Genomic DNA, 16,265 nt, shown 5'->3' on the forward strand with positions numbered 1-16,265 from the left:
TTATAAATTCCAAATAAATTTATCATCCTGGTTTTTTATTCTAAGTAAGATTGCATTTATGGATTTATAATCCAATAGCGGATTGTCTAAAGTGGCAATTTGATCATCGTAGTGAGGTTGAAATGATGAAAATAAAACCTACAATACACCTCTTAAATAGAGGGTTATTGACACCTTATTTTAAAGCGGAAATATGTAGTTAACTTCGATACAACCATTTATTTCCCCTTTGTATAGTGCCAATCTCCGCAACTACGCAAAAGTCAAAATTGGCGAAAAATGATGCACACAGCATCGACGATTAACAATCGCTATCGGCCCTGCGTGATAATTATTCAGCTTGTGAAGTTAACATCATGTAGAAGACATAGATATATAAAGAGTCGCACACAAAACTGTGCCAGAGGTAAAAGAATGAAGGGAATAATACAGCGTACCATTGGGCTACTTTTACTCATGGCAGTCAGCAACAGCGCCTTGGCGTTGGTAATCTGTTCCGCAATAGGTGGCACTTCCCGCACCGATATCGTTCCACTGACCCCTGCTGCGATTTCAGCAGGGGCAGATATTCCTGTCGGGACGGTAATTTATCAAGGGCGTTGGATTAGTGGTACAACCGGCATCGCTGTGATGGATTGTGCATCAACGATTGACCCCGACTCCATCTGGTTCAACGTTGCCTGGAGTGTCGATCAGGCACCTATGCCGCTTTCCAGTTGGTCAGGTGGTCCTTTCGGTGGTGCGGTGTATGAGACCGGTATTCCAGGTATCGGTATTGCCATTTCCCGCAGCAATAATGGTGATGTGGCCAAAGTTGGCCAACCGAACTATCAGTTTCCCAACGATATTCAGTTCGCGATAACGGGCGGACATCTTAAGCCTTACTTAGTGAATCGAGTTATCTACGTCTCACTGATTAAAATCGGCAATATTGCGCTAGGGAATCATACCTTGGATGCGTCGAAACTACCGAGAGCCGGTTTGACTATTATTAATCCGTTGAATCATCCGGGGACAACTGGATTACCTATCACCGTTACCCGGGTTCAATTTCAGGGGCAGTTGACGGTATCGGCTCAGACCTGCACCACGCCGGATGTGAATGTCAATCTTGGGAGCTTCGATATACCGCAATACTTTACTGGCCAGGGCGCGACCACTCCCTGGGTCGATGCTTCAATCACGATGACCAACTGCCCGACCTTCTATGGTTTTTATAACGCTGATAACAGTACGGTAATGTTCGATTACACTACCGGCACCGGGCTCGTTGCCGACTCAACCAGTAACAGCATTGGTGTGAGATTAACCCCGACCACCTCGGTTACAGATGCCGCCAATGGGGTAATGGCCATTGATTCAACAGTTCCTGGTCCCGCTTCGGGCGTGGGGATCCAGCTCGGTTGGGGAGAGAGCGCTCAATCACCGACACTGTTTAATCTTTCAACGGAAAAAACGCTAACGCTGCCAAAAGATGGGCGTTCGTCGATCCGTATTCCTTTGGCTGCACGATATATTCAAACCTCTGGTTCTCCTACGCCAGGGAAAGCGAATGGCAAAGTGGTATTTTTGATTAACTACTACTGATAGCCTTGTGGGTTTGATATATCTCAAAGATTATGGAGGGCCGTCAGTGACGACAACCCGCCGGCCAGAAAAACACTTTTCATTCGACAAGCTCACGTAAGCTTTGCGCTAATTGTATCGGGGTAAGTTCACCCGTAGCGGCCTGGACGGTCAGTTCTTCAAGCGTATTACCCTCATCACGGATTAGCACACCGTTACGCCTTAGAAACGCCATGGTGGTAAAGAATGCCGTTCGCTTGTTGCCATCATTGAAGATACGTCCGCGCGCAATAGCGGTCCAATAGGCAGCAGCCAAGTCAAACACATCATTCACACCTTCGTAGTGAGCAAGATTGTGAACCCGGTGAATAATGGCCTCTGCCCTACCCGCATCTGGCATACCTGCCACACCGGGGTACAGTTGCAAAATTCTGTCATGGAATATGACTATTTCACTGGCGCTAACCCACTTCATCTATCAGTCAAAGCCTCAACGGTACGTCCGTGGCGCTGCATAAGGCTGTCGAACTCGGCATCAAGCTTCGCTTTTTGGTATGCCTCAAACTCGGCCTTGCTGATCACTATGGCGGCAGAGCCATCACGGCGGGTGATTTCAACCGGCTCCCCGCTGGTGGCAGCGTCAAGCACTGCGGAAATATTGGCACGAGCCTGTGTTGATGTGTAAACGATCATAACGCCTCCTCTTTAATGTACAGTTAAAACGTACACTTCAAATGTACTTAACGCAATTTAGAGAGATAGGCGTAGTGTGATGATGAAACAGCCTCCCACAGTCGCACCAGCAATTCAGGGTAAAACCTACTTACCGGCCACCACTTCATGTACCGTTAGTTCAATACCCCCAACGGTGAGTAGATTTCAATACAACTTAGTAGACGTCAGGATAATGAAATTTGATGCAAACGCTTGTGGGTAGTGGTTTGAGTAGACTTTGGGATACTTAGGGAGAAGTGAGTTTGGAGCGGTGAAGGGAGTAGAACAATAAACATAGTATAATGTTTATATTAATTATTTTATTTTTATAAGTTTTATATACCCCCAATTGTACCCCCAAATGTTTTTGTGACCGTCAACATTGCTCATTTTTCACTCGCTCATCGTCAACCATGCCGCCCAGGGTAAAACTGCTTATCCTCATCAACCAACCCCACCCCTGAGATCCGTCATCGTCCATTTGGGTACATATGGGATAATCCCACATCATGCAGCCTAGTGTAACTGCTCCCGTTGCGGCTTGCCCGGTTCCTGTAATCTGCGGCGTGATGATGGCGGGAGGCGTGACGCGATCGAGGTGGAGGTGGTTCGGGTTGAGTGGATACCGCCGCATATTATGGCTGTTATCCGCTGAGTTAGTCATCGTTAACCGCTCGCCTCGCTGGTGGATCATCAATCCCCGCGTCTGCAGGTCAAAGCCGATCACCTGCGCTTTTTTGCGTACCTGCGTACCACTTTGCGTACCGCTCAATCTCCCATCGAAGGGGCTAAAACAACAAAACACAGAGCAACGGGTAATCACCTGCCCGCAAAGCCGCATTCCACCGTTTTGAAAGCACTTTTTTCCCTGATATTTCGCTATATATAAGTAAAAACATGTTGGTTCAGTCGGTTCAGTTGGTTCAATTTGTAAAGATGATTGTTTTATAAGGATTTATTTTCAAAAAGTGAACCAACACAAGGCCATTTTGAACCAACAAAGGGGGGTTTCGTGTTGGTTCAGTGCCGATCGCCATGAGGCACGCATTGCGGTGCTCACCTTAGCATTTCTGTACATCCGGCTTGCGTTGGTCTGTGCGCCTTGGTCGAGACTCGATCCTGCGGGTGCTGGTGGATCATATGGAGGTATTACCGGCGCGGTGCTGGCGGTAAGTGTCAATGAAGTTGTCACTCCAGGTTGATTTATGCGGCCTGTTTTTCCCGCTCTGGATTGAGCGTGGTACTCCCTTGCCATGCCCAGTTTCGCGTCGGCCCTGACCAACGTTTGGGATTCGCTGCTCTCACCGCTTGATACACGTTCTCTCGTTGGGATAACAACACCCTGTCCTCACCTGTATGCCGCTGTAACGGCGTCACATAACCTATGCCACTGTGTCGATGCTCTTCGTTATACCAACCGGTAAACTTATCTACCCAGACTCGCGCCTCCTCCAGCGTCTTAAAGCCCGAAGAAGGCCACTGAGGCACATATTTCAACGTACGGAACAACGACTCCACATACGCATTATCATTGCTCACCCGCGGTCGGCTGTGTGAAGGCGAGATATTCAGCTCTGTCAGCTTCACCTGCAAGGTCTGCGACTTCATCGCCGCACCATTATCCGCATGCAGCACCAGTGGCTGGCGGTAACAGCGCTCACGCAGCACCGTACGTTGTATCAGCGCCGCCGCCAACTCACCACTCTCGGTTTCGTGGACTTCCGCTCCGGTGATTTTACGGCTGAACACATCCTCCACCAGGTACAGATAATACCAACGACCCCGTACGACTGAAGGCAGCCAGGTGATATCCCAGGTCCACACCTGACAAGGCCCGGAAGCCGTGAACGTCGTCGGCGGTTTTACCCGGCTCGACTTGAGACGACGGCCACGATGATGCACTTCTCCATGACGACGCAGCACCCGGTAAAAGGTCGACTCACTCGCCAGATAAACCCCTTTATCCGCCAGTCGTGGCACGATTTGTGACGGTGGCAGGCTGGCATACTCGGGGTGATGGCAGACTGCCCGTATCTGCTGCTCTTCTTCCTCACTCAGACGATTGGCGGGCACGGGGCGTATCGCCGTGGTTCTTCGGTCTTCCGGGGAGGTTTGCCAACGCTGCCAGGTGCGAACACTGAGCTCAACTTCGCGGCAGGCCACCGCCCGGCGTGCACCGGCAGTGACGGCCTCATTTATCCACGCGATAAACTGCTGCCGTTCCTCGTTGGGCGTCAGTCGTCCTCGTCCGTTTCCCCGTAGTAGTCCCTGAGCTTTTTTCTTAACACCAGGATCGCTGCCGCCTCCGCCAGCGCCTTCTCTTTACGCAACAGTTCCTTTTTCAACTGCTTGTTTTCTTTCTGGCTTTGCTTGAGGGCCGCTTTATCATCACCAGAAGGAACCTGCAAAAAAGCCTGTTTCCATTGCGCTATCTGCGCGGGATAGAGCCCCTTTTTACGGCAGTATTCGGCGATTTCTGTTTCACTTAACGTGGCGGTTTCCACGATAACGGCGAGCCGCGCTTCGGCGGGCCACTGTTCACTGTTTTTCTCTGCACCGGGCACTGGTTTCCCCTCTGATTTAGCCTGATTGCGCCAATTATAGAGAGTAGCTTCCGATATCCCTTCCATCTGTGCAACAGCCGCGACGGTCATGTTGTAAGGGGGCAGCAATTTTGCCAAGACCGTGTTTTTACGTTCTGGAGAAATACGTTTCATTTGTCACTCCGTCGCCCTCTGGATCCATTTTTAGAAGGGGGTGACAACTATGCTGACACTGAGGGCTGGCTTCTTCCACTGATAGACGGGTGCGCTCATGCGCTCTCTGTGGCGTTCCTTGGCGGCCGGCGAGGCAGCTACGCTGGTGCGGAGTTCCAACAGGTCTTTGCCGCCCAAGTAGGTAGTAAACACTTACGCCACATAATGCCACTTTACTGGTAAGGCGGATAACACATTACCCAAGATATAGGTAACCTAGTGTAATAATAGATATACACTTTTTTGGCGTGGATGTTCATCTTTTACAACTGATCGCCACTCAAGACTGACCAAGTAACCCTCCGTATTAGTTCACCAATATTGTGACAATCCAGTTGACAAAATCATGGTTCTCGATTGTCTAAAATCTTGCGGAGTTAACCGCAAATACGGAGATATATCTATGAAAGCAGCAATTGGTAAACAACAGCTCATGCAAATAGTACCGCTGTCTTGGTACACCATCAATGCCCTGGAGAAGGCCGGGAAGTTCCCTAAGCGGTTTGCAATCACCGAGGGGCGCGTGGCGTGGAATAGCGATGAGGTTGAAATTTGGCTGGATAGCAGGCAGCAAGACGGCACCGGCAAGCAGCCGGTCAACATGCCGGATGTGCGGCAGCGCAAGACACGCCCGGTACCAGGGTAGTACAACATCAACCAGGTAATGCGAGTCACTGGCCACCAGCACCACTACGCCAATAACCCAGATGAGGTGACTCCCGCGAAGCTGAAGTAATGCGCTACTACATTCTTGGTGTGTGCCAAGCGCATGGCCACCATTGCAACATATGTGGAGTTCATCGAGCAGCAGACGGCAAAGATAGGCTAACCTCATTGTCGCCAGCGCACCTCTGGCGGCAACACACTGATATTAAAAATAATTCTGTACGTATTGCCTATTTTATGGCAATTCAAAACAACCCGTATGAAGTGGCAAGGATTGTAGTGCTCTGTGTCACACACAAGAACTTAATGCACCACTATGGCGTTGCGTATATACTAAACAAGTAGATTACCTTTATGGTGATTTGTTGAAGAATAATGGCACGCAGAGAGGTAGGTATGTTTATGAAATTGATGGTTAGAGAACCGGTTCCTACCGCATCTTGCGGCTGCTTCGGGCTACCTGAAATTAAATTCTTACCTGCCGTGACTAGGATCCCTGAGATTAGCCAGGAAGAACGTCACGCTCTATCGGTAAGGTTGTTTAATGAGCGCCTAAATCGTTCTGTTGAAGAGGATTTTGATGTCGCAGAATGACTACATATAAAGGATTAATTTACCCCGCAAAGGCATTCGCAACTACCACAGCAACTGACCCGTACCTTATAGCTCTAAAGGATGCTTTCATTCAGCATTGGAGGTACGGTCATCATCCCGACTTGGGAAGAGATACTCTGTTCACCAGGCCCGAAGAGATCCGCAGTTACTGCATCAGAAAAGTTCATATAAAAACACATCAATATAGCGCCAGGCATAGCTTTAACGGAACAAAAGAGTGCTGGGATGCGTGGCAATTTGGTCGTTTCGAAAAAAACGGCAAACCTAAAAAGATTCCAACAAGCGACGCATACTTAATTTATGCTGTATCTAGCGAAAGACACGCATCAATTTTAACCTTCTGGGATCCGCCTGCACATAGTAAGGCAGAGGAAATGACCAACATAGGTTTGATAATTGATTCTGCGGCAGATTTCTACCGCAAGAGAGGGTATGTCAGCATGGAGCGCACCGAGGAGCTTTGGAGCTACAGGTGGAGAAAGTAAGTTTTATCCAAGCCCACCTAGCGGGCTTTTTGTTATAAGGATTTCATATGGATAGCACACTTCAAGGGGCGCTGATTGGTGCAGGGGCCACCCTGACTGCTGTGATAATAACAGCAGTAATTAGTTACTTCGCAACTCAGCGACAAGAAAACAAAAGACTGCTTAACCAAAAGAAAGAAGAACTATACATGGCTATTATAAATATGGATAGAACCATGTATTTATATTTAGTATCCATGAGTAGTTCATATTTAAAAGTAGAATTTAACCTATCATCACTGGATGATGATAGAGAGAGGCACCTGGCTATCATTGAATTAATAACAACCATATATTTCAGGGAGCTAAAGATTGATAATGCTACGGATGAGATAGCCAAATTCGGTGTTTCATCGGTATCGCTTTTAAGACCGGAAAGTGATCATTCAATATCTTCTTCTGATTTAGAACAGGCTAGAAAACAATACAAAAAAATTCAGAACGAGTTGATGCTATTGAAGAACGATATCCTAAAGCTCTAGCCCCTTGCGGGGCTTTTTGTCGGATGGTAAGCAACTAATCCACCATGGGGCCAGCGACCGCAAGCAAAGTCAGGACGACTGCAACGGCAAATTGCCCATCATCAATAATCCCTCTTCTTTCCATAATCCCAAGGGCAATAATAAAAATTACCCCCAGACAGAAAAGCACCATTTAGTACTCCTTACTGCGGCAACCTGTCCTGCGGCCGCCACCAGTACGTTTGGTTAAACTCTTTCTTGGATCTCTTCTCCATACGGCGCAGGTATACGCCATGTTTGTTGGGTTTTGGAGTCGGCATAATGCCCATAATGTACTACCAATCTGTACTACCTGCTACAACAGCCGCAGGTTGGGTTATCGATTGGAAACATCACTAAACCAATAAGTTACTGAGCCAGAAAACAAAAACCCCCGCCGAAGCGAGGGTCTGAAATCTTGGAGCGGGTGAAGGGAATCGAACCCTCGTATGCAGCTTGGGAAGCTGCCGTTCTACCATTGAACTACACCCGCATAGGTGTGCGGTTGGCATTATAACCGGTTCTCCGCGCCGGGCAAGCGGAGAAAGCATTTAACTGCTGATGTTTTAAGCGGTTAGCAACAACATAGCTCTTCTACACAGTTCAGACGCAAAAAAACCGGCACAGTTGCCTGCACCGGTTGATTGATTCACGCAATGTTACTTGGTCGGGCGCATGGCCGGGAACAGGATCACATCACGGATAGTGTGGCTGTTGGTCAACAGCATCACCATACGATCGATACCGATGCCCAGGCCTGCGGTTGGTGGCAGGCCGTGCTCCAGAGCGGTCACGTAGTCTTCATCGTAGAACATCGCTTCGTCGTCGCCTGCATCTTTCGCGGCTACCTGGTCAGCAAAACGCTGTGCCTGGTCTTCTGCGTCGTTCAGCTCAGAGAAACCGTTACCGATTTCACGGCCGCCGATAAAGAACTCGAAGCGATCGGTGATTTCCGGGTTCTCGTCGTTACGGCGCGCCAGCGGGGAAACTTCCGCCGGATATTCGGTAATAAAGGTTGGCTGAATCAGATGGCTTTCCGCCGTCTCTTCGAAGATCTCGGTAACCACGCGGCCAAGACCCCAGCTCTTCTCAACCTTGATACCAATGGATTCAGCAATCGCTACCGCTTTGCCCATATCGTTCAGGTCGTTCAGATCGGTTTCAGGGCGATACTTTTTGATCGCCTCTTTCATGGTCAGCTTTTCAAACGGTTTGCCGAAGTCGAACACTTCATCGCCGTACTGCACTTGGGTATTCCCCAGCACATCCTGCGCCAACGTGCGGAACAGCGACTCGGTCAGTTCGATCAGGTCTTTGTAATCCGCATACGCCATATAGAGTTCCATCATGGTGAACTCTGGGTTATGGCGCGGAGAAACGCCTTCGTTGCGGAAGTTACGGTTGATTTCGAACACGCGCTCAAAGCCCCCCACCACCAGGCGCTTCAGATACAGCTCTGGCGCGATACGCAGGTACATATCGATGTCCAGCGCATTATGGTGAGTGACAAACGGGCGAGCAGACGCACCGCCAGGGATCACCTGCATCATTGGGGTTTCGACTTCCATAAAGCCGCGGCCCACCATGAAGTTACGGATCCCCGCCATCACCTGAGAACGGATCTTGAAGGTGTTGCGGGATTCGTCGTTGGCGATCAGATCCAGATAGCGTTGGCGATAACGGGTTTCCTGATCCGCCAGGCCGTGGAACTTGTCCGGCAACGGGCGCAGCGCTTTGGTCAACAGACGCAGTTCGGTACAGTGAACAGACAGCTCGCCGGTCTTGGTTTTGAACAGCTTACCGCGTGCGCCGAGGATATCGCCCAGGTCCCATTTTTTGAACTGCTCGTTGTAGACACCTTCGGCCAGATCGTCGCGTGCCACGTAAAGCTGAATGCGGCCACCCACGTCCTGCAAGGTGACGAACGAGGCTTTGCCCATGATACGGCGGGTCATCATACGGCCAGCTACGGTCACTTCAATGCCCAGAGCCTCCAGCTCTTCGTTGTCTTTGTTGCCGTATTCTGCGTGCAATTTGTCGGATGTGGTATCACGACGGAAATCATTCGGGAACGCAATGCCGTTCTCGCGCAGCGCGACCAGTTTTTCACGGCGTGACTGCAGCTCGTTGTTGAGATCCAACGCCTGCTCGGCGCCTTGTGCTTGTTGCTCAGACATTTCTGTTCCTCATAACCCGGCTTTCAAACTTGCCTCAATGAATTTATCCAGGTCGCCATCCAGTACGGCCTGCGTATTACGCGTTTCTACGCTGGTGCGCAAATCCTTGATACGGGAGTCATCCAGCACGTAAGAACGGATCTGGCTACCCCAACCGATATCGGATTTGCTGTCTTCCAGCATTTGCTTGTCAGCGTTTTTCTTTTGCATCTCATATTCATACAGCTTGGCGCGCAGCTGTTTGAAAGCCTGATCTTTGTTCTTATGCTGAGAGCGATCGTTCTGGCACTGCACCACAATGTTGGTCGGCAGGTGGGTAATACGCACCGCTGACTCGGTTTTGTTAACGTGCTGACCACCCGCGCCAGAAGCACGATACACGTCGATGCGCAGATCGGCCGGGTTGATGTCGATATCGATATCGTCATCCACTTCCGGGTAAATAAACACCGAGCTGAACGAGGTGTGGCGGCGGCCACCGGAATCGAATGGGCTCTTGCGTACCAGGCGATGCACGCCGGTTTCAGTACGCAACCAGCCAAACGCGTAGTCGCCGATAATTTTGATGGTGGCAGACTTCAGGCCCGCGACGTCGCCGTCGGACTCTTCAATCACTTCCGTTTTGAAACCTTTCGACTCGGCCCAACGCAGGTACATGCGCAGCAGCATGCTGGCCCAGTCCTGCGCTTCGGTGCCGCCGGAACCGGCCTGGATATCCAGATAGCAGTCGGCGCTGTCGTATTCGCCAGAGAACATCCGGCGGAATTCCAACTGCTCCAGCTTGGCGGTCAGTTGATCAAGCTCAACCACCGCTTCATTAAAGGTTTCTTCATCTTCCGCTTCGACCGCCAGTTCCAGCAGGCCGGAAACGTCTTCACAGCCTTGCTCCATCAGATCGATGGTTTCAACAATGGCTTCCAGCGCCGAGCGCTCTTTGCCCAGCGCCTGCGCGCGCTCGGGTTCATTCCAGACGTCCGGCTGTTCCAGCTCGGCGTTGACTTCTTCTAGGCGTTCTTTCTTGGCATCATAGTCAAAGATACCCCCTAAGAACGGCCGTCCGCTCGGACAGGTCCTGAATGCGGTTTTTTACCGGATTAATTTCAAACATGATTTTTAGCGTTCTTACGTTGATGTCGTCGATGGCGAAATGCCATTGGAACCAGTAATTCTAGCGGATCGCGCCGCCAGTTTATAGCGAGTTGGTCAGTTTTTGTGGGGAGAGTGGTAGGGGCGCCTAAAGGTACCCCTAGAAAAAGACTAGCGCGGCCAGAGATGTTGGATCAGCAACTGCACATTGCGGTTGCCACGGAATTCGTTGACCTCCAGCTTGTAGGCCAGCTCCGCTTCTTTCACGCTGCTGTCAGGCCACAGCGCCGTATCGATGTTAAAGGCGATGCCATCCAGCAACGGGCCACCGCCGAGCGGCTCCACCATCAGTTTCAGGTGTTTTTCCCCCACCAGCCGCTGTTGCAGAATACGGAATTTGCCATCGAAGGTCGGCTCTGGGAACGCCTGCCCCCATGGCCCGCCCTCGCGCAATAATTCTGCCGTGGTTAACGTCAGTTCCTGCATTGCCAGTTCGCCGTCAGACCAGATCACCCCTTCCAGCATCGCCGGATCGAGCCATTCCCCCACCAGATCGCCAAAGCGCTGGCGGAACTCATCAAACTTGGCTTCTTCGAGCGATAAACCGGCTGCCATCGCGTGGCCGCCAAACTTCAGCATCAGCCCAGGGTTCAGGGTATCGAGCCGCTCCAACGCATCACGCATGTGCAACCCGGCCACCGAACGGCCAGAGCCTTTCAGAATACCGTCACCCGCCGGGGCAAAGGCAATCACCGGGCGGTGGAAACGCTCTTTGATGCGTGAAGCCAGAATGCCGACTACGCCCTGATGCCATTCCGGATGGTACATCGCCAAGCCATAAGGCAGTGCGGTGGTAGAACGCTCCAGCTGATCGCACAGTTGCAGCGCTTCCACCTGCATACCCTGCTCAATTTCACGCCGGGTCTGATTCAGCGCATCGAGATCGTTGGCCAGCATGCGTGCCTGAGCGATGTCGTCGCTCAGCAGCAAAGCCACGCCGATCGACATATCATCCAGCCGCCCGGCCGCGTTGAGCCGTGGGCCAAGGGAAAAACCGAGATCGCTCGCCGCTAGCTGGCGCGCATCACGGTTTGCCACCTCCAGCAAGGCACGGATGCCTGGCCGACATTTCCCGGCGCGAATGCGGTTCAGGCCCTGATGCACCAGAATACGGTTATTGGCATCCAGCGGCACCACGTCCGCCACCGTGCCCAGCGCCACCAGATCCAACAACTCTGCCAGATTAGGCACCGCCAATGTCCGCTGTTCGAACCAGCCGCTGTCGCGCAGCCGAGCACGCAGCGCCAGCATCAGGTAAAACGCCACGCCGACACCGGCTAAGGATTTAGAGGGGAAATTACAGCCACGCAGGTTGGGGTTAACGATCGCTTCCGCCGCAGGCAGCGTTTCACCCGGCAGATGGTGATCGGTAACCAGCACTTTCATCCCCTTGGCGTGCGCCAAGTCAACGCCCGCATGGGAAGAAATGCCGTTATCCACGGTGACGATCAACTCAGCGCCGCGCGCAGCCACCTGTTCCACCACTTCCGGGCTCAGGCCGTAACCATCTTCAAACCGGTTTGGCACCAGATAATCGACTGCACTGCAACCCATGCTGCGCAATGCCAGCACCGTCAGTGCGGTACTGGTGGCACCGTCGGCGTCGAAATCACCCACCACCATAATGCGGTGCTGGTCGATCATCGCCTGCTGAAGGATATCTACCGCAGCGTCAATACCTTCCAGCTGTTGCCAGGGCAACATACCTTTAACGCCACGCTCCAGCTCCTGTTCACCCTTAACCCCACGCAAAGCGTATAGGCGGCGCAGCAACGGCGGCAAACTGGCAGGCAAATGGCTAGCGTCCGCCGCCTCGCGGCGGCGTAATTGGGTTTTAATACTCACTGGCTCTTATTTCTTTGCGGCTGAAGCAGCATGCGCATCCAGCATCGCGGCCATTTCTTTCGGGCCTTGATAGCCTGGGATCATCATGCCATTTTGCAGAACGATAGCGGGGGTACCCTGAATGCCAAACTGTACGCCCAGCTGATAATGCTTGCTGATGTCGGTTTTGCAGGTAGCCGGAGAGATCGCATCGCCTTTCAGAGCCGCGTCGAAGGCTTTGGCCTTATCGGCAGCACACCAGATAGACTGCATGTCTTTCTCAGCCTGCGAGTTCAGGCCCTGACGCGGAAACGCCAGATAACGCACGGTGATCCCCAGTGCGTTGTACTCTTTCATCTGCTCGTGCAGTTTGTGGCAGTAGCCGCAGGTGATATCGGTAAACACGGTGATCACGTGTTTTTCTTTTGCGGCTTTATAGACGATCATCTGATCTTTCAGCGCTTCCAGCTGGGTGAGCAACAGTTGGTTGGTCACGTTCACCGGCTCTGCACCACTGACGTCATACAGCGGCCCTTGCAGCACATGTTTGCCATCTTCCGTGATATACAGCACGCCGTTCTCGGTCAGTACGGTTTTCAGGCCAGCAGCCGGTGAAGGTTGCACGTCGGCCTGCTTGATACCCAGGCTAGCGAGCGCTTTTTGAATCGCCGCGTCGTCAGCATGAACTGCGCCGGTAAATGAAGCCACCAGCATAGAGAGCAGCAATAAACCTTTTTTCATTCTTCCAATCCTTCCTAACCCTGCACGTCAAGCGCGCGGGTGATGCTGTTGATGTAGCTGTTTCAATCGTTCGGTCGCTACATGAGTATAAATTTGCGTGGTCGAGAGGTCACTATGCCCCAATAACATCTGTACGACACGGAGATCGGCACCATGGTTCAGTAAATGGGTGGCGAAAGCATGGCGCAGCACATGCGGAGACAGCCGCTCGCTGTCAATACCGGCTAGGATCGCATAGTGTTTGATGCGATGCCAGAATGTCTGGCGGGTCATTTGCTGGCTACGGTTGCTGGGGAACAGCACATCCAGCGTTTGGCCATTCAACATCCACGGGCGACCATATTCCAGATAATTTTCGATCCAGTACACCGCTTCTTCGCCAAGCGGCACCAATCGCTCTTTATTGCCTTTACCGATCACCCGTACCACCCCTTGCCGCAGGCTGACGTCGCTGATGGTCAACCCTACCAGTTCCGATACGCGCAAGCCCGTGGCGTACAACACCTCCAGCATCGCTTTATCGCGCAACTCCAGCGGCTGATCGACGCAGGGTGCCTGTAGCAGTGCTTCAACCTGCGCTTCGCTCAAATCTTTCGGCAGCCGCTGCGGCAGCTTGGGTGAGGCTAGCAGCGCGGTAGGATCGTCTTCCCGCAGCTTTTCACGGTAAAAATATTGGAATAAACGGCGCATCGCGCTCAACAGGCGGGCGGAGCTGGTGGCCTTATATCCCCCCTCAACCCGCTCGGCGAGAAACGCCTGCAAGTCCAGCGCTTCGGCCTGCAACAGGCTGCTGCTATGGTGCTCAAGCCAGCCTGCCAACGCCTGCAAATCCAGCCGGTAAGAAGCCAGCGTATTCTCCGCCAGATTGCGTTCAAGCCATAGCGCATCCAGGAATTGCTCAATCAGCGCACTTTCTTGCTGTCGCATCGGCTCCTCTCTCTTGTTACGTTTATGCCCCGGCATTATGCCTGAAGCCAGCACAAATCTGGTACACTCCTGGTCATTCTCGCTACGGTTATATAACGGTTTATACATGAAGATTGGTCTGTTTTACGGCTCCAGCACCTGCTACACCGAAATGGCAGCAGAAAAAATCCGTGAGATTCTGGGTGAAGACCTGGTCGACCTGCACAACCTGAAAGACGTTTCCCCCAAGCTGATGGAAGATTACTCCATCCTGATCCTTGGTATTCCTACCTGGGATTTCGGCGAACTGCAAGAAGACTGGGAGGCCATCTGGCCGCAACTGGGCGAACTTGACCTGCAAGGCAAGATTGTTGCCATGTACGGGATGGGCGATCAGTTAGGCTACGGCGAATGGTTCCTCGATGCATTGGGGATGCTGCACGATCGTCTGGCCCCGCTCGGCGTGCAGTTTATCGGTTTCTGGCCGACCGAAGGCTTTGAATTCACCAGCCCGAAACCCCTCAGCGCCGACGGCAAACACTTTGTCGGCCTGGCGCTGGATGAGGTGAATCAGTACGACCTGAGCGAAGATCGCCTGCAACAGTGGTGCGAACAGATCCTGCTGGAGATGGAGCCGCTACTGTAAGATCAATGGGCGCACACTATGCGCCCAGAAGAAACATTACTTCCACAATCTAAAACGACCCTCACCATTGCTGGCCGGTGTTTCGCCAGTTTCTACTGTCGCTTCTGCCGTAACAGCATTCCCTTTCAGCCGCGCCGCATCGGCCACCTGATACCAGTCCAGCTTACGCGTCAGCAGCATGATGCCCGCCAGAACGCCGAACAGCAGTACCGACCCTAACACCAGCGCGTTATCTTCCGACTGCAACAACAGATACAACACGCCATACAGCAGCAACAGGCTGGCGGCAAACAATGCACCGCGCAACTTGCCACGCAGCACGGCGCTGAGGTAGAAGGCAATCAGTCCGCTGCAAGCCAGGCTGGCCAGCAAGTAGGCCACGTTAAAACCAAGGTGCTCCGAGAAGGCCAACAGAATCAGATAGAACAACACCAGCGCCGCCCCCACCAACAGGTATTGAATCGGGTGCACCCGCAGTCCGGTGAGGGTTTCAAACAGGAAGAACGCCATAAACGTCAATCCGAGGAACAACACCGCATACTTCACCGCGCGCTCGGTTAGTTGGTAGTGATCCACCGGTTCGATCAGGCTGGTGGTAAACGTAGGCAATTTATCCTCTTCGATCCCGCCATTATCATAGAGAAACGCACTGTTGATATTGTTGGCAAACCAGGTGCTGCGCCAGCGAGCGGTGAAACCGTTCTCTGTCACTTTGCGCTCATCAGGCAGGAAATTGCCGAGAAAGTTCGGGTGCGGCCAGTTGCTCTGTAATACCAGTTCAGAACTGCGCCCCAGCGGCACCAATGACAGGCTGCTGGTCCCGGCCAGAGTCAGCGTAAAGTCCGCCTCTAACCCATGCTGTTGCAAAGACTCCAGCGCCAACGGGGCATGAATGCCCTGAGAAAGCCCATCCACCATAGTACCCGGTTCAAACGCCGCCTGTTGCTGCGCGCCGTTTAAGGTTGAAATACTCTTGATGCCCCGTGAATCACTCAGTGACACCAGCAGGAATGGCTGGCCGATGGTCACATTGCTGCTTTGCAAATCTTCCAGTTCGGGCTGAGCAAATTTTACCTGGAACTTCAGTGGCCCTTGATACACCTGGGTCTGGTAGATCCCCAACTTGCGGACTTCAACGTTGGGTTTGCCATCCACCAGCAACGACTCCGGCAACACAAAGCGCTGATGGCGGCTCACCTGCACATAGATTTCGCCTTTATCATCTTTCTTCTCTTCCCGCAGGGTATAGGGGATAACGATCAGCGGCCCGAGGATCCGCTGTGCCCGGCTGGTGCTTTCACTCACCTGCCCAACCACGCTTTGGCGATAGCCGCTGCGCTCCTGCACCACATCCATCAGTTGTGCTACGGGGATCATCATCAGGATCATCAATCCTAACAGGGTGGTTATTTTCCAAAACAATACCGATTTAAACATCGCTGCGTGCTCCTTGTAGGTAATGACGCAACGATAAAACCGGCAAG

16 protein-coding genes, 1 tRNA gene and 1 pseudogene are annotated in these 16,265 nt (G+C 52.2%); 5 read left to right on the forward strand and 13 right to left on the reverse strand.

Going from position 1 to position 16,265, the window contains the following annotated elements; translation table 11 throughout:
- The first annotated feature begins 414 nt into the window (after nt 1-414).
- Nucleotides 415-1,587 (forward strand): fimbrial protein, encoded by a 1,173-nt coding sequence (locus AC2A1E_RS02640; RefSeq protein ID WP_484382436.1) that lies wholly within the window; start codon nt 415-417, stop codon nt 1,585-1,587.
- 79 nt (nt 1,588-1,666) lie between these two features.
- Here the strand turns inward: AC2A1E_RS02640 and AC2A1E_RS02645 are convergent, their stop codons facing one another.
- The 5 genes and pseudogenes from AC2A1E_RS02645 to AC2A1E_RS02665 form a co-directional block, all read right to left on the reverse strand.
- The gene (locus AC2A1E_RS02645) at nt 1,667-2,041 is read right to left on the reverse strand and encodes a type II toxin-antitoxin system death-on-curing family toxin (protein ID WP_484382437.1); all 375 of its coding nucleotides are present in this window, start codon (nt 2,039-2,041) and stop codon (nt 1,667-1,669) included.
- Nucleotides 2,038-2,259 carry a type II toxin-antitoxin system Phd/YefM family antitoxin gene (locus tag AC2A1E_RS02650; RefSeq protein ID WP_380677638.1) on the reverse strand — a complete coding sequence of 74 codons (222 nt, stop codon included), beginning with the start codon at nt 2,257-2,259 and terminating at the stop codon, nt 2,038-2,040. The genes AC2A1E_RS02645 and AC2A1E_RS02650 overlap by 4 nt, the downstream gene beginning before the upstream one ends.
- Nucleotides 2,260-2,656: 397 nt before the next feature.
- Nucleotides 2,657-3,052: a hypothetical protein gene (locus AC2A1E_RS02655; RefSeq protein ID WP_484382438.1), complete on the reverse strand. Its 396-nt coding sequence runs from the start codon at nt 3,050-3,052 to the stop codon at nt 2,657-2,659.
- Between the two features lie 431 nt (nt 3,053-3,483).
- Nucleotides 3,484-4,997, reverse strand: a protein-coding gene (locus AC2A1E_RS02660; protein ID WP_484382439.1) for an IS3 family transposase whose coding sequence is annotated in 2 segments (ribosomal slippage) — nt 3,484-4,544 and nt 4,544-4,997 — 1,515 coding nt in all. Because the reading frame shifts where the segments join, the coding sequence is not laid out codon by codon here.
- Between the two features lie 30 nt (nt 4,998-5,027).
- A pseudogene (locus AC2A1E_RS02665) lies at nt 5,028-5,174 on the reverse strand (hypothetical protein); the annotation flags it as partial.
- 265 nt (nt 5,175-5,439) lie between these two features.
- Between AC2A1E_RS02665 and AC2A1E_RS02670 the strand changes: the two are divergent.
- The 3 genes from AC2A1E_RS02670 (at nt 5,440) to AC2A1E_RS02680 (ending at nt 7,323) form a co-directional block, all read left to right on the forward strand.
- Entirely contained in the window at nt 5,440-5,682 is a 243-nt protein-coding gene (locus AC2A1E_RS02670) for a helix-turn-helix transcriptional regulator (protein ID WP_484382440.1), read from the forward strand.
- A gap of 610 nt (nt 5,683-6,292) precedes the next feature.
- Nucleotides 6,293-6,802 carry a hypothetical protein gene (locus AC2A1E_RS02675; protein WP_484382441.1) on the forward strand — a complete coding sequence of 170 codons (510 nt, stop codon included), beginning with the start codon at nt 6,293-6,295 and terminating at the stop codon, nt 6,800-6,802.
- A 47-nt stretch (nt 6,803-6,849) separates the two neighbouring features.
- On the forward strand, nt 6,850-7,323 hold the full coding sequence (locus AC2A1E_RS02680; protein WP_484382442.1) for a hypothetical protein: 474 nt from the start codon (nt 6,850-6,852) through the stop codon (nt 7,321-7,323).
- A 34-nt stretch (nt 7,324-7,357) separates the two neighbouring features.
- On the opposite strand, the gene AC2A1E_RS02685 is transcribed toward AC2A1E_RS02680, so the two are convergent.
- From AC2A1E_RS02685 to xerD, 7 genes are all read right to left on the reverse strand, one after another.
- Nucleotides 7,358-7,495: a hypothetical protein gene (locus tag AC2A1E_RS02685; RefSeq protein ID WP_198927324.1), complete on the reverse strand. Its 138-nt coding sequence runs from the start codon at nt 7,493-7,495 to the stop codon at nt 7,358-7,360.
- Nucleotides 7,496-7,760: 265 nt separating this feature from the next.
- Nucleotides 7,761-7,834: transfer RNA gene (locus AC2A1E_RS02690), tRNA-Gly, on the reverse strand.
- Between the two features lie 166 nt (nt 7,835-8,000).
- On the reverse strand, nt 8,001-9,518 hold the full coding sequence (gene lysS / locus AC2A1E_RS02695; protein ID WP_484382443.1) for a lysine--tRNA ligase: 1,518 nt from the start codon (nt 9,516-9,518) through the stop codon (nt 8,001-8,003).
- A gap of 9 nt (nt 9,519-9,527) precedes the next feature.
- Nucleotides 9,528-10,626 (reverse strand): peptide chain release factor 2 gene (gene prfB / locus AC2A1E_RS02700; RefSeq protein WP_484382444.1). Its coding sequence is split into 2 segments (ribosomal slippage): nt 9,528-10,550 and nt 10,552-10,626, totalling 1,098 coding nucleotides; the frame shifts between segments, so codons are not numbered across the junction.
- A gap of 149 nt (nt 10,627-10,775) precedes the next feature.
- A complete protein-coding gene (gene recJ / locus AC2A1E_RS02705) occupies nt 10,776-12,509 on the reverse strand; it encodes a single-stranded-DNA-specific exonuclease RecJ (RefSeq protein ID WP_484382445.1) in 1,734 nt (577 codons plus the stop codon).
- Between the two features lie 6 nt (nt 12,510-12,515).
- Nucleotides 12,516-13,229 (reverse strand): bifunctional protein-disulfide isomerase/oxidoreductase DsbC, encoded by a 714-nt coding sequence (dsbC, locus tag AC2A1E_RS02710; protein WP_484382446.1) that lies wholly within the window; start codon nt 13,227-13,229, stop codon nt 12,516-12,518.
- Between the two features lie 27 nt (nt 13,230-13,256).
- On the reverse strand, nt 13,257-14,156 hold the full coding sequence (gene xerD, locus AC2A1E_RS02715; RefSeq protein ID WP_484382447.1) for a site-specific tyrosine recombinase XerD: 900 nt from the start codon (nt 14,154-14,156) through the stop codon (nt 13,257-13,259).
- 106 nt (nt 14,157-14,262) lie between these two features.
- On the opposite strand from xerD, the gene fldB reads away from it, so the two are divergent.
- The gene (fldB, locus tag AC2A1E_RS02720) at nt 14,263-14,781 is read left to right on the forward strand and encodes a flavodoxin FldB (protein WP_484382448.1); all 519 of its coding nucleotides are present in this window, start codon (nt 14,263-14,265) and stop codon (nt 14,779-14,781) included.
- Between the two features lie 36 nt (nt 14,782-14,817).
- Here fldB and creD read toward each other — a convergent pair whose 3' ends face one another.
- The gene (gene creD / locus AC2A1E_RS02725) at nt 14,818-16,218 is read right to left on the reverse strand and encodes a cell envelope integrity protein CreD (RefSeq protein WP_484382449.1); all 1,401 of its coding nucleotides are present in this window, start codon (nt 16,216-16,218) and stop codon (nt 14,818-14,820) included.
- Nucleotides 16,219-16,265: the final 47 nt, after the last annotated feature.

It is taken from the genome of Serratia sp. HNCC26DJ206 (assembly GCF_057180605.1).